Below are 13,968 nucleotides of genomic sequence, written 5' to 3'. Positions count from 1 at the left end.
TTTTTACTATGTGATCAAAATCTCGTTTTTAAGTGAATCTAAATTGTTAAAAAGTGATCCTGGTATCACATTTTATTTTCCGAATTTGATCCTTGGATCAAATTTCACGCTTTGTGCGTAGCCCCTGCAGGCCAGCCGGCAGACGTGCCGGTCATCAGGCCTGTCGGCAGGCAGACCATCCGATCGGCGTGGCTTTGCTTACGGGCATGAAAAAGCGCCTGTCATCAGAACCTCAGTGGTGCTGATAACAGGCGCTCCTTTGCAGCTGACAGGCTGCATGCCGCTGTGCCCAGCCAGGCTGCATGCCGATAGGCCCATGCTGGCTGTGCCGTCTGAAAAGGCACTCAGGGCCGGTCAGCTGCAGCGAAAGCTGTCGCAGCGGCGGCTGTGGCAGCTGCTGCGCTCCAGGTGTCTTAGCTGCGGATAACGATTTCCTGACGCAGTACGGAAATATCATCCTCTTCGAGATTGTCGCGCTCGGCACGGTGGATAATCTCCTCAGGAGTGTATACGTCACCTGGGTATACCACTACCAGGGCATCGTCACCTACCTGCAGATAGTTGGTAAGACCAAACTCGCTGTAGCGGGTGGCACCTATGGAAACCATGATGCGGGTTGGACGGTTGGCGCGGTTGAGGTAGAGGTTGATGTTTTCGGCCGGGCCCTCATCCTTCTGATTGTTCAGACGGTCGATAAGCCAGTTGACCAGCTTCTCGTAGAAGTAGGAGTAGTCCTTGACCGCGCTGTCCTCACCATAGGTGTAGACCTTGCCGTCACGAACGAGGAAGGAGGCAATGCGGTAACGGTCCAGAATGCCGCCCTCAGTCAGGCTGTCGACCTTGATGTAGTTGGAGGCAAAGCCCTTGGAGGCATGGCCCCAGTTCTTCTTCTGGCTGATCTTGGTGGCACCCTGCTTGCGGATAGAGCAGTCATTGGCAGCAGCAAAAACCAGAGGCTTTAAGCCGGCAACCTTGTCGCTGTTCCACTCAACGTCAAAAACAATGGCGCACTCAGGCTCAATCTGCAGCTTCTCCTCACCTTCAGGGAAAATGATGGAGTAGTCATCAAATGGGAAAGTGCCCAGAAATTCAGGGGTGTCTGCACCGATCTCAGGGATATAGGTTGGGAATACGGCCTTAGGAGCATTCTCCTCAGCAGTCTTTACCTTGGTAAAGTCCTTGTCCTCACCGGCCTGCTCAAGATGTCCGGTGAAATTACCGGCTACGCCAAAACAGGCAACCTTCTTTAAATCGATCAGCATACTGTGCTACTCCCAATTATTGCTCAAAATCCTTGATCTGCCCGGTACGGCCCGAACACGAAAGAACGGCAAAACAGCCGTCCTGACCTGCCCGCAGTCACCGCCTGACAAAGGCTCAGTGCACCACACCAGCCCGAACGCTCATAATCAGGTCATGTTAGCACAATTCCCCGCACGCACCTGTGATCGACTCAGGCACTTTTGGCACAAAATCAGCCCCGGCCGCCTGCCGCCTGCCGCCCCGACCCTGCGGCAACCTGGGCCACCGTGACAACCAGAGCCACCTCTGGCCTGTCAGCCATAGTCAGATGCATGGCCCTGTCCTGACCGGCCTGCTTAAGCTACAGCGCCCGCGCCAGTATCAGCCTGCCCTTATGCTGATACTAAGATAAACGCTGCTTATTTACCCCTGCAAGTCTGGAGCTCACACCAGCTACTACCATGGAGACATTCTGCATCTGCAGCCCTGGCCATGCCAGGCGCTGCATGAGGCGCAGTACATTACCTGCCAGCACCTTCCATAGCCTGCTACAGCCTGCCACGCCCTGCTACAGCAAGTCTGCAGCGCCCTCCATGGGCATAACAGTCAGCCAGGACTGAACAGCACTGAGATAAGGGGGCCGCCTGAACTGATTGCTGTGCACTGACAGCAGACCTGACAGGCGCAGTTTTGGCACAGGAATCAATTACTGTTAGCCAGGTCACGCGGTTTTTACTGTCAGTGGATTTATAATTTTTCCTTGCACTGCAGTTGTTTACCACAGCCTGGATACAAGACATACAATCTGATGGCGGTAATAACCGTTTTAAGACCTGATCCCTGGACAGGTCCCGTGCCCGTCACAAGGCCACAGTTTCAGGCTCCATGGTCCAAGCCCTATGTCCCCGGCTTCCAGGCTCCAGGTTCCGGGCCCCAGCTCCTGGTTACGGGCTTTCCCTGCTTCCGCCTGATTGTCAGTGAAGACTGGCGCTGCCTGCTGGAAAAAGCTGCTTAACGATCTGCTCATGACAATCGCTCAAGGCCGCCTTACCCGGCCTGATACCAGAGCTGTGGCATAAACATCTACCTCAGTTGCTGCATAAGCTGCTGCAAATAATGAAGCCTGCTCAGAATGCACAGAGGCATTTTTGGCCTGTTGCCTTTATGAAATTGTGAGCTCTTTTCAGGCCTGTGCACTTTTAAAAAGTGCACGCAGGCACATATGCAGATGTATTTATACCCGTGACTCAATAGGGCGCATACTTTGTCAGTATTTCTGACTGGCATCAGGTTAAAATTACTGGAAATGTGCCGCTGCTGACCGTAATGTATGATGCAATTCCCGCCTTATGTCGTAGCTCAGGACGGCAGCCGTGTACACTTTGACGGCCTCAGGGGCCTGGCTGCCCGTGCTCATTCAGTGGCGGTTGCCTGTACGCATGGCGCGGCCGCTGCCCGATTGCACGGCGCGGCGGCTGTGTGCTGCATCACTGGCAATACTGGCGCGCATTTGCATATTGTCTATGATGGTTTTTTTGCATTCAGTTATAATGTGTGCGCTGCAGGCACGATGGCACGGTCTGCACATGATTATGGCTGTGCGTCTTTTGCGTTTTTATGGCATCGCCATGCCTTGTTTTCTTAATCAGCAAAACATTTTAAGGAGGGTAATGTATGCTCTGGTCAGTCAGAAAGCTGCTGACAGCCGCAACTGCTATGGTGGGACTTTCCTCTGTGCTCGTGGCCTCTGAGGTCTATGCCATGGACAGTTTTGAGAAAGCCTCTGAGATCCTGCCTTCAATCTACAGTCAGCTCGACCGCGAGATAGGCAATACCACTACCCTCTACTGTGGCTGCGCCCTGTTTTACCGTCAGTCAGGCGACAGTACTGAGTGGTTTACCGATACCTTTGGCTGTGGTTATGAGCCACGCCGCTCTGAAAAGCGTGCCAACAGCGTAGCCTTTGACCGTGTCATGTCCCCATGGGTATTTGCCCAGGGCCTTGAGTGCTGGTTCAATGGCGGCCGGAGAGGCTGTATTATGGATGAGAAGTTCAATCTCATGGATGGCGACATGCACAATATTTTCCCGGCCATCGGTGAAATCAGTGGTAACCGCGCCACTTTCCGTTTTGATGACTGGGGTGAGCGCCCTTCCCAGTATGGAAGCTGCCCTGTAGTCGTAGACTTTGCAGGCCGACGTGCCCAGCCATCTGACAGGTCTCGCGGTCAGATTGCCCGTGCCATGCTCTACATGTGCCAGCGCTACCGTATCTCCATTGGCGGCGATCAGCACATGCTTTTTGAACAGTGGAATGAAAAGTATCCACCAGACGTAATTGAGTGCCGTCGCAATGAGCTTATTGCTGAATTTCAGGGCAATGACAATCCTTTCATTACCTCAGCCTGCACAGTAGGCAGAAAACGCCGCTGATCACTATCCGGGGCCATACAGCGGCCCCGACCTCCGCTGAGGATACATAATCACTGTCTGCCCCCACATGCCGGCACCGACTAATCTGCCCTGTCAGCTCAGGATGCCCCATCTTTCAGGAACATATCATCCCCCTGTCGTTCCTGTCCGACTCATCACCACTCTCTTTCCTGTCTGCCCCCATCTCCCCTTGTCTTTCCTTCCTCTTCCATCAGCCCCGATACCCGATCTTTGTGACTGATGGTCCTGTAAGAGAGCCTGCAGCCAGTACACGTATCCCTCTGCTTGCATCACTGCGCTCCGCAACGAAAGTGCACAGCAGCCGCACATCGTTTGTACAGCCGCACATGGACCGCCCGTCACCCAGTCATCCCGTTATCTCGTTATCACGTTATCCCTGCTGCACAGACTGATACCAGACTCTCCTGCCTGCAAGGTGCTTTGCTCTGAAACTAATCAGAGCTGCGCTCTTTGGCATACGTCAGCAGCCATGACTGTACTGCACCAGGGCAGCCATGACTGTGTTGCAAATATACTGCACCGGAGCGGCTGTGCCTGTAATGCGACTGTATATTGCCTGCGCTGTAACATGCCTTAGTATCGATGCCGGGGTGATGATCCAGGATATGACAGGGATAATCAGCTTTTTTCATGGGCCTGTGCTTTAAGGTAAAATAGGTAACCCGTATCCATATCACAAGAGGTTATCCATGCGTCTTTCTCTGATCCGGCTGCTGGGCACTCTGGCTGCAGCTGCCACTGTCTCTTCAGTAATGCTCATGCCTCAGGCTCTGGCCGTAGAGTCATTCAGCGCCGCCAAACGTGTCCTGCCTGGTATTTACCAGCAGCTGGACAAGGAATTTGGCAATACCTCTACAATCTACTGTGGCTGTGATATCAGCTATAAGAAGAGCGGCAAGAAAGTACGCTGGTCTGTCGATCTCGACAGCTGCGGCTACAAGGTACGCAAGAATAAGGAGCGCGCCAGCCGCATTGAGGTTGAGCATGTGATGTCCGCATGGGAATTTGGCCACCAGCTCAAGTGCTGGCGCGATGGCGGACGCAAGAACTGTGGTGATGTAAAGCAGTTTGACCTGATGGAAGGTGATCTGCACAATCTCTATCCAGCCATTGGCGAGGTCAATGGTGACCGTGGCAACTTCCAGTTCTCTGACTGGAATGGCAAGCCATCAAAATATGGCAAGTGCCAGATGGTAGTGGACTTCAAGGGCAAGCGTGCCCAGCCACCAGTTGAGGCCCGTGGCCCAATCGCCCGCGCCCACCTGTACATGGCCGATCAATATAAAATCCGCCTTGCAGATCAGCAAAAGAAGCTCTATCTTGCCTGGGACAAGATGTACCCGGCCACTAAGATGGAATGCCGTCGCAATGAGCTCATCACCCGCGAGCAGGGCAATGACAATCAATATGTAACCGCAAGCTGCCGCCTGTCCTCAGGCAAGTAGCCGCCCTACCGGCATCACCACCACTAACTCAAGCTCCGGCAAGCAGGGCCATGACAGCCTGCCCTGCAACCCTCAAAGCCAGCTCATGACCTCCAGACATGCAGCACCGCAAGCTCAGGCGCTGAAGAACTGCAGTACCGCATGCTCGGCCACTTAATACCTGCAGCACCCCATGCTCAGGCAATTATGACCTGCGGGACCATAGCGCAATGCATGGAGCTCAGTGCCTGCAGCTGCCCAGGACGCCCTGGCTGGCCAGCCTCATTAGCATTGTGAAAGAGCATACCTGGCAATTCATGCACTGTCTGGCAGGGACGTCAGTGCTGTCAGGTATGGAGGCCAGTGCTGCCTTTCCTGACAGCAAGTGGCCGGAAAGGATCTTTGGACGGGCAGACGATATTGATTATTGCTGCAGTACGTTTCCAGATGTCTGAACTGATGTCAGCCGGGCACACGCACCAGGCTATGCCCTGTTGTGTCTGGCAAGCTACACCATGGCCATCACTGGCCCGGTATGAGCAAGACCAGGTCCTGCGCCTCTGTCTGTTACCTGTCCTTACCTGCTGGTGCAGCTGCCGGTCCCGGTGGAGCGACTATTCTTTTGCAGAGCGTTGGGAGAAGAACCTGAGGTGCATCTGACCTGGGGCCATGGGCTCTTCGCCAGTGGGCATGAACTGTTTTCCTGCGAGCATGGGCATGAGCACAGTGATGGTTATGGTACTGATGCTGGTGCTGATGCTGGCGATGGTGCCGGTGCTGTCAGTGACGATTAGTGAACAAAAGAGAAATGAGAATACCCAGAATTTATGATGCTGCCATGCCAGATCAGGCTGGAGCCGAGCTGGAGCTTGATGACTTTGGTGCCAGCCATGTAAGCCGTGTGCTGCGCCTCAAGCCTGGCGACAGTATCAGGCTTTTTGATGGCAGGGGTAATGAGTATTTAAGTGAGCTTACAGTTACAGGCAAGAAGACTGTAGCCATGCTTAAGGAAAAGCTCAGCCATAATGTCGAAAGCCCTGTTGAGGTAGAGCTGGTGCAGGTCATCAGCCGTGGCGACCGCATGGAATTTACCCTGCAAAAGGCCGTAGAGCTGGGCATCAGCCGCATTATTCCCCTGACCTCAGAGCGCTGCGGCGTCAAACTCGATGCCGACCGTGCCGCCAAAAAGACTGAAAGCTGGCAGCGTATTGCCATTGCCGCCTGCGAGCAGTGCGGCCGTAATGTAGTACCTCCAGTCGAACCTCTGCAGTCCCTGAGTTCCTTTGTAAACTCCCATCAGGCATCTTCAGGTGATGATGCCTCTTCATGTCCTGTTGATGAGCAGGGCTTTATCAACCTGACTCTCGACCCGGGAGCAGCACGCAGACTTACCCAGCTGCCTGTAAGTGGCAAATACCGTTTGCTTATAGGACCTGAAGGTGGCTTTACTGCAGATGAGGTGGAGCTTGCCCGCAAGGCAGGCTTTACCGGAATTACTCTGGGCCCGCGCATTTTAAGAACAGAAACAGCTGCCCTGGTATGCCTGTCCATTTTAGGATGCACCATGGGTGACCTTTAAAGTGCAGGGCTACCTGCAGAACACGCTTTAAAAGACGCTCTGTAAAACAGTATGAGAGATTGTTTTATAATCTCAGCCCTGCAGCAAGTGACTGTCCATAATTGCAGCGATTGAACCTCAGGCCGAATTCATAAGGCCCTGACCATCAAACCGCACGCGTTACTGCCGCCTCATGCACAGACTTACTATGCACTTGCAGCGCCCGTGCAGCATCAGCCACGCAGGCATGCAGAGCCTATGCGGCAGCAGCCGCCAGGCATGCAGCGCCCCATGCGGCAACCGATGCGTCAGTCATGCCGGGATTGAGAGCATTAGCTCATGAGTTCTCAGCCCATGCTTAATTCACATGCATTTCACAGGTTCTCAGGACCTGAGTCATAACATCAGGCCCTCGGCCGCCAGGAACAATCAGAGCCCATGCTGAAAACAGTTACAGCAAATTAAGCGGCCGGCACAGGACAGTACCAGGACCACTTTTACTGGCACTGCCAGGCGAAATGACTTCAGGCCCATTGCCGTGTGGCTGACGCTTTCATTGCAGTACTGGTATTCTGGCAGCACAGGCATCCTGACAGTCTTGCTGTGCCTGCAGTCTGTATGTCTTTGCCTTATGTAAGGTGATTTGTGGCTGGTGTGGCTGTGCCTGTTGATGGCGGCATGCTGGCTGCCGGGACTGCCATGCACGAGGCTCATGTACCTGATGCCTGGCGTACTTTGGGATGCTCGCCATGCCTGTGACAGCTGAAAGTTTTATTTACAAGGCATAAATGAGAGCCGTTTCCCATGGGCCACGCCCTGTCCTTTATGGAGCATGGGACAGGTAGCGGAGCTTATTATCATGCTGTCCTGAGTATCTGTACTCCAAGGCCTCAGGGGCTATTACGGGGCAGACAGGCAGCCTGTTGCGATTATTGAGAATTTGTCTGTATTGCGGTCTCAAAGGACCTGAATTACCCTTCCATGTCATATGCTACGACCTGTTCTTCAGGCAGGTTCCTTTATCCCCATATTTTCCACGGGCAGCTGCTGCAGCCTGCCCCTGCCTGATGCCTGACAGCCACTAAGCGTGGCCGCCACAAGCTTCCGGCATTATGGCCCTTGCCTGCACATAAGCTGCGCCAGCGCCAGCCAAAGCTGTCCAGCTCAGCCCAACAGGCACGTACGCTGCGCAGCTCACTGCTGTCAGGCCCTGGCATTTCAGGACGTACTGCTGACTGCAGCAGGTCGTAGCCGGGATGCTGACTACAGCAGGTCGTAGCCAGGATGCTGACTGCAGAAGGTCGTAGCCAGGATGCTGACTGCAGAAGGTCGTAGCCGGGATGCTGACTGTACGCTGCGTGCCGGGTACGGCGCCGTGGCCTAAGCCCATGGTGCGGACTGGCCGGCCGGTCACTGTGCTCTTTTGCCGGAGTGTGGTTAAAGCAGAGCTGATGGCATGGGCGGGGAAAGAAACTGAACAATTATTTGTGTACAACGGCTGCTGCCTCAGGGGAGCGGCCCCTGATACTGGTATTTTTATGACTGAATCTCAGCTTTTACTTGGCAAGGACACTTCTTACAGCGATGAATACAATCCATCAGTGCTCTTTCCTATTGCACGAGCTCAGGGACGCAGTGACTTCACCCCTGCTGCCTTCACAGGATATGACCTGTGGCGCATTTATGAGCTGACCTGGTTAAATCCTCAGGGTCTGCCTCAGTGTCATATGGCCACCCTCAAGGTCAACTGCCAGTCTCCTTTCATCATTGAGTCCAAGAGCCTCAAGCTCTACCTGGGGTCTTTCAGCCAGACTGTATTTGCCAGCGAAAATGAGGTGCGTGACATTATCGTACGCGATCTCAATGAAATCCTGCAGACTGAGGTTGAGGTTAAGATTCTGCCTTTAAGCGCCCGCGCCATGCCGGTAATGAACTTTGATCATCCTCTGCTTGAGCACGAGGCCGGTATTGAGGAAATGCGCTTTAAGAACTTTGAGGTTACCCCTGATCTGCTGCGCCTTATGGATAACGGTCCCCGTATTGCCGAGAGCCTTAACACCAATATCTTCCGCTCCCGCTGCCCTGTTACCGGCCAGCCTGACTACGCTTCTTTGGAAATCTCCTATGTAGGTAAGAAGATTCATCACGGCTCCCTGCTTGCCTATCTCATTTCCTACCGTCGTCACCAGGGCTTCCATGAGCAGTGTGTCGAGCGCATCTTTACTGACATCTGCAATCTCCTCAAGCCAGATGAGCTCACTGTTACCGCCTGCTTTACCCGCCGAGGCGGCATCGACATCTCTCCAGTGCGCTCCAACGCCCGCGTCTACGACGCCCCGGTACGCACCTCACGTCAGTAAGCACAGGGCACAGAGCACAGCCTGATCATGGCACCTCCTGCCTGCACGGCGCCCGCTTCATCCATGGGGCGCGTCAGGCATGGCCCCATGCCCGGCCGCACTGCAGGCCCGCATGGTCTGCCCTCATGCCCCAGTTGCCATGAAGAGCGCTCCCTGGCTGAAAACAGCGCCTTCAGCACCTGTAACCGCCTGTCATGTATGTCATGGCAGCCTGCGGCTGCCTGAGCATGCAAGGTCAGCTTCATGCCGGGCAGCTGCATCTGCATGCCCGCCGTCTTCATGCCGGGCAGATGCATATGCATGCCGGGCGGCATGAGGCGCACCTTACGCCGCTTATGCTGCCTGATATGGCAAGCTTGTCCTTCAGGGCGTCATGAGGCCCAGGTGCTGCGCTTAAGGTGATATACTGACGTCAGTGATATGAATGAATTTCAAATGAGCCTCCCAGGCTGTGCCCGGGAGGCTCATTTTTTTGTTGCAGCTCACATCGTGAGCATGACGGGGCGGAATTTTGTGCAGTTTTTACCTTTTTGTCTATTTGCGTAAACAAAATCACGCTAAGATGAAGTTCTGCACTGCAGTTTTACGGGGCCGTTTGGCCCATGAACGCGGTTAGGACGCAGGGCTTGTCTGTGATGGAGCCCGTTGTGTAACCGCACTGGTATTTTTCCTGGCCTGTGGCCGGGTATGACTCTGCTGTTATGGCAGTAAGCGGGTAATTATGGGAGTACATATTGTCTGGCCTGAAGGAGATATGGCTCTGCTCACTCAGATTGAGGCAGATCTCATTTCCTTAAAATCCAAGGGAGAGCTCTACGATTTATACCGTAACTGCTCTCTTGCAGTATTGAACAGCGGCAACCTGACCGACAACTCCAAGGAGCTGCTGGATAACTACCAGAGCTTTGAAATCAATGTGGTGCGCAATGAGCGAGGCCTTAAGCTTGAGCTGATTAACCCTCCTGAGTCAGCCATTGTCGAAGGCAAGGTTATCAAGACTCTGCAAAATCACCTCTACTCAGTACTGCGTGATATTGTGCAGATTGGTGTCAATCAGGACAGCACTCTTCCTGCTGATCCGCGTGAGCGCAGTGCTTGGATTACCAATGAAATCTTCAAGAGTCTGCGTTCGGCTCATGCCATGGTTGCCAACCAGTCTCCGAATCTGGCTGTATGCTGGGGTGGTCACGCCATTTCTGACGAGGAGTTCTCCTATGCATACAATGTAGGACGCGCCCTGGGTCTGCGTGGTATTGATATCTGCACCGGATGTGGTCCAGGTATTATGGAAGCTCCTATGCAGGGCTCCCTTGACGGTCATGCCCGTCAGGACAATGCCGCTCAGTGTGAACGTATCGGTCTTACCGAGCCGTCCATTATTGCCGCTGAGCCGCCTAATCCATTTGTTTCCAAGCTGGTAATCATGCCGGACATTGAAAAGCGCCTTGAGGCCTTTGTCCGTCTTGGCCACGTGCTGCTGGTATTCCCGGGCGGTCCTGGTACAGCCGAAGAACTGCTCTATATTCTAGGCATCAAGCTGTGCAATGAAAACCGCCACAACACCCTGCCTATCATTCTGACCGGCAACAAAAACTCCAGGCCTTACTTTGATGCCATTGACGAGTTTCTGCTTCATTGCTTTGGTGATGAAATCCGCCGTCACTACACCATCATCATTGATGATCCTGAGGCTGTAGCCAATACTGTCTCCGAGGGCATGAAGACCATTTACGAACACCGCTCACTTATTCATGAGTCTTACTGCTACAACTGGTCTCTGTATATCCCTGATGAGCTGCAGAATCCTTTTGATGTAACCCATGAGAGCATGGCCGCACTCAACCTTTCCAAAGATCAGGAGCCATATCTGCTCGCTGCCAATCTGCGCCGCGCCTTCTCAGGCATCGTAACCGGTAATGTAAAGGAATACGGTATCAGACAGGTAGCAAAGAACGGCCCGTTTAAGCTCCATGGTGACCGTGACATTATCGAATACATGGGCAAGCTCATGTCTGACTTCATAAGCCAGGGGCGTATCCTGCTCTCTCAGAAGGATTATGTGCCTTGCTACGAGTTTGAAGCCCGCAAATAACCACAAGTGCCCCGGTCCACCAGGCCCGTAAGGCCCCATAAGTCCAGGCCAGCCCGGCCCGGCCCGTAAGGCCCAGCAAATCCAGGCATACCCGGCCCATCAGCCCCTGTAACTCCTGGGCTGCCCAGCCCGGCAGGCCTATGGCAGCAAGCTGCAGCATGGCCGTCACCTGCGGCCCCTTGAAGCTCACCGGGCCAGCCCCCTGACAGCCGGCCATGCAGTCGGCCAGTGTGGTTGGCTGCAGCCGACATGGCACAGGAGACGCCAGGCAGCACTGACTTCCGGACCAGCATTCCGGCTCAACGGCTCTGCCCTGATCCCCTTTCAGGCGCAGGGCCGTTGCTTTTTTAACAGCACTGCAGCCAGGCCATGACCGGAGCAGCCCGTACCAGCCTGGCCCCGCCTTGCCCGGACCAGCCTGCCCCGCCCTGCATGGACCAGCCTTGCCCTGACCAGCTTTGCCCTGGTTGCCTGGCAATTGCTCGGCTCGGCCGACCAGTTGCCCTGCCACATTAGCGTCCCTGCACACATCTTTTTGGCCCCGGCATAAAAGCTGGCCAGTTCCGCCAATCAAGGCAGCTCTGACCGCCATGCTGGCTGTGTGAAGTGCTGACCGCCTGGCTGTGTGCAGTGCTGATTGGCAAGGACGCAATTGAGTGTGCTGCAGTTGCTCTTGCTGTGCAAAGTCATGAAGCTTAATGATCATGACCAGGGATCATTGCTGCTCATGAGGGGAGGCTTATGAACAATTACAGGGCAATAAGCATACAGAGATCACATTAGTGCGGGATTGTTGCACTATTTTAATGCGCCAATAAAGATAGCTCCCGACAACCGCACTAAAACAGTGCCACGATTAAGAACGCCCCGTCAGGGAGCAAGTGTGCAAAACTGGTATTTATCGCAGGCATGACCACAAGTGCCATGAAATAAGGGATTGCGGGCCTTTACGATAAATTTGCGCAATTTATGTGCGCTGCTTTTTTGCGCTTGCAAGCACTTGCCTGGCGGCCTTAATATTTAATCAACTTCTCAGTTGAGTCCGTTTCAGACAAGGGATTTTTCATGTCCAATAATATGGCGTGTCTCTTTTACCAGTGTAACTAAATGTATTAGATAGCTATGCAGAATCTTGATATCGCAAAATTTGGTGGTACCTCCGTTGCCAATTACGAGGCCATGAACAAGTGTGTTGATGTGGTTACCCAGAACCCTGACACCAAACTGGTCGTGGTCAGTGCCTGTGCCGGTGTTACCAATCTGTTGGTTGAACTTGCCTCAGGTGCCCCTGACAGCACCAAACGTGAGGAAATCATCTCCCAGATTTTTGCCATTCATAAAGCTATTTCCGAAAATCTCCCTGACAGCGAGCGCCATGAGGCAGTTGTCAACGAGTATCTGTCCACAGTACGCGATCTGTCCGTTCAGGCTACCATGACCCGTACTGACATGGTTACCGACCGCCTTGTCTCCCACGGCGAGCTCATGTCCTCCTATCTGATTACCGAGATCTTCAAGCAGCGCGGTTTCAAGTCCGTATGCTTTGATGTCCGTCAGGTAATGCGTACTGATTCCACCTATGGCAAGGCAGTGGCTCTGGTTGAGGTTATTTCAACTCTTACCAGGCAGCATCTGCAGCCAATTCTGGACAGCGGTGACACCATTGTGGTCACCCAGGGTTTCATCGGCGCTGACTCCAGCGGCCAGACTACTACTCTGGGCCGTGGCGGCTCTGACTACTCAGCTGCTTTGCTTGGTGAGGCCTGCCATGCCAGCACTATTTCCATCTGGACTGACGTACCAGGTGTTTACACCACCGACCCGCGCCTGGTTCCTGAGGCCATGCCTATCTCTGAGCTGACCTATCTTGAGGCTGCTGAGATGGCCACCTTCGGTGCCAAGATCCTTCACCCTTCCACTCTGGTACCTGCCGTAAGATGCGGCATTCCAGTATATGTAGGCTCAAGCAAGGAGCCTGAGAAGGGCGGTACATGGGTTCGTCCAACTACCGATCACTCACCATCTTTCCGCGCTGTAGCCCTGCGCCGCAATCAGACCCTGATTGTGCTCTCTTCACCTAAGATGGTTGGTGCTACCGGGTTCCTTGCCGAAGTATTCAGCATCTTTGCCAAGTACCGTCTGTCCGTTGATCTGGTATCAACCTCAGAGGTATCCATTGCCATTACCCTCGATGCCGGTTCTCAGACCTCAGGTCTGTCCAACATCCCTGAGGCCCTGTTCCATGAGCTGCGTGAGTTCTGCCATGTAAAGGTAGAAAGCGGTCTGGCTCTGGTAGCTGTAATTGGCAACAACATGGCCCGCACTCCTCACATCACCGCAGAAGTGTTCTCATCTATCGACAGCTATCCTGTACGTATGATTTGCTATGGCGCCTCCAGCCACAACCTGTGCTTCCTGGTAGGCGAAAGCGAAGCTGTTGAGGTTCTGACCCACCTGCACAAGAGCCTGCTCGAACACTAAGCCCAGGCACACCTGGCCGCCGCAGGCTCCAGCTGGCCCGCCTAACTGGCCCATCTGGCTGCCCTGCAGGCGTCCCGGCCAGCCCATAAAGACAAAGGCACTGTCCGATTCACTCAGACAGTGCCTTTCTCATATCTGCACACGCGCCTTACATCCGATTCGGCCCGGGCACTCCGGGCGCCCAGGCAGCCGCCCAGGCAACCTCCCTGGCCATGGAGGGCTGAGCTCAGTGTACATGATATTTAAAGATTGTCATAAAAAATCATTTAAAGTATGTCATTGGATTTATAGTTTGTCATTTTCGGTAATGCAATATACAGTCACTTGGATGTCGAAAATGTCCAGACAAAAAATCGG

General features: G+C 53.9%; 8 protein-coding genes. 7 read left to right on the top strand and 1 reads right to left on the bottom strand.

Annotated elements, in window-relative coordinates:
• Positions 1-413: 413 nt before the first annotated feature.
• Positions 414-1,262 (bottom strand): DUF5718 family protein, encoded by an 849-nt coding sequence (locus MXE39_RS12340; RefSeq protein WP_246978008.1) that lies wholly within the window; start codon positions 1,260-1,262, stop codon positions 414-416.
• 1,654 nt (positions 1,263-2,916) lie between these two features.
• Between MXE39_RS12340 and MXE39_RS12335 the strand changes: the two genes are divergently transcribed.
• The 7 genes from MXE39_RS12335 (at position 2,917) to lysC (ending at position 13,611) form a co-directional block, all read left to right on the top strand.
• Entirely contained in the window at positions 2,917-3,675 is a 759-nt protein-coding gene (locus MXE39_RS12335) for an endonuclease (RefSeq protein ID WP_246978007.1), read from the top strand.
• 710 nt (positions 3,676-4,385) lie between these two features.
• Positions 4,386-5,141, top strand: coding sequence for an endonuclease (locus MXE39_RS12330; protein WP_246978006.1), 756 nt, complete (start codon positions 4,386-4,388; stop codon positions 5,139-5,141).
• A gap of 648 nt (positions 5,142-5,789) precedes the next feature.
• Positions 5,790-5,951: a hypothetical protein gene (locus tag MXE39_RS12325; protein WP_247074187.1), complete on the top strand. Its 162-nt coding sequence runs from the start codon at positions 5,790-5,792 to the stop codon at positions 5,949-5,951.
• Positions 5,952-5,958: 7 nt separating this feature from the next.
• Positions 5,959-6,699: a 16S rRNA (uracil(1498)-N(3))-methyltransferase gene (locus MXE39_RS12320; protein ID WP_247074185.1), complete on the top strand. Its 741-nt coding sequence runs from the start codon at positions 5,959-5,961 to the stop codon at positions 6,697-6,699.
• 1,517 nt (positions 6,700-8,216) lie between these two features.
• Positions 8,217-9,038, top strand: a complete 822-nt coding sequence (gene queF / locus MXE39_RS12315) for an NADPH-dependent 7-cyano-7-deazaguanine reductase QueF (protein WP_246978004.1) — start codon at positions 8,217-8,219, stop codon at positions 9,036-9,038.
• A 721-nt stretch (positions 9,039-9,759) separates the two neighbouring features.
• Complete coding sequence (gene ppnN, locus MXE39_RS12310; RefSeq protein ID WP_246978003.1) at positions 9,760-11,130, top strand: nucleotide 5'-monophosphate nucleosidase PpnN; 1,371 nt, start codon at positions 9,760-9,762, stop codon at positions 11,128-11,130.
• Positions 11,131-12,252: 1,122 nt separating this feature from the next.
• Positions 12,253-13,611 carry a lysine-sensitive aspartokinase 3 gene (gene lysC / locus MXE39_RS12305; protein ID WP_246978002.1) on the top strand — a complete coding sequence of 453 codons (1,359 nt, stop codon included), beginning with the start codon at positions 12,253-12,255 and terminating at the stop codon, positions 13,609-13,611.
• Positions 13,612-13,968 lie beyond the last annotated feature (357 nt).

The sequence above is a fragment of the Anaerobiospirillum sp. NML120511 genome (assembly GCF_023050955.1).
GTDB lineage: Bacteria > Pseudomonadota > Gammaproteobacteria > Enterobacterales > Succinivibrionaceae > Anaerobiospirillum.
The sequence above is the reverse complement of the archived record's forward strand: the minus strand, read 5'-3'. Positions and strand labels throughout refer to the sequence as shown.

What these genes read in the sequence shown, in the direction of transcription:
- ppnN (WP_246978003.1), top strand. Translation starts at nt 9,760, where the DNA reads ATGGGAGTACATATTGTCTGGCCTGAAGGAGATATGGCTCTGCTCACT.
- MXE39_RS12325 (WP_247074187.1), top strand. Translation starts at nt 5,790, where the DNA reads ATGGGCTCTTCGCCAGTGGGCATGAACTGTTTTCCTGCGAGCATGGGC.
- lysC (WP_246978002.1), top strand. Translation starts at nt 12,253, where the DNA reads ATGCAGAATCTTGATATCGCAAAATTTGGTGGTACCTCCGTTGCCAAT.
- MXE39_RS12330 (WP_246978006.1), top strand. Translation starts at nt 4,386, where the DNA reads ATGCGTCTTTCTCTGATCCGGCTGCTGGGCACTCTGGCTGCAGCTGCC.
- queF (WP_246978004.1), top strand. Translation starts at nt 8,217, where the DNA reads ATGACTGAATCTCAGCTTTTACTTGGCAAGGACACTTCTTACAGCGAT.
- MXE39_RS12335 (WP_246978007.1), top strand. Translation starts at nt 2,917, where the DNA reads ATGCTCTGGTCAGTCAGAAAGCTGCTGACAGCCGCAACTGCTATGGTG.
- MXE39_RS12340 (WP_246978008.1), bottom strand. Translation starts at nt 1,262, where the DNA reads ATGCTGATCGATTTAAAGAAGGTTGCCTGTTTTGGCGTAGCCGGTAAT.
- MXE39_RS12320 (WP_247074185.1), top strand. Translation starts at nt 5,959, where the DNA reads ATGCCAGATCAGGCTGGAGCCGAGCTGGAGCTTGATGACTTTGGTGCC.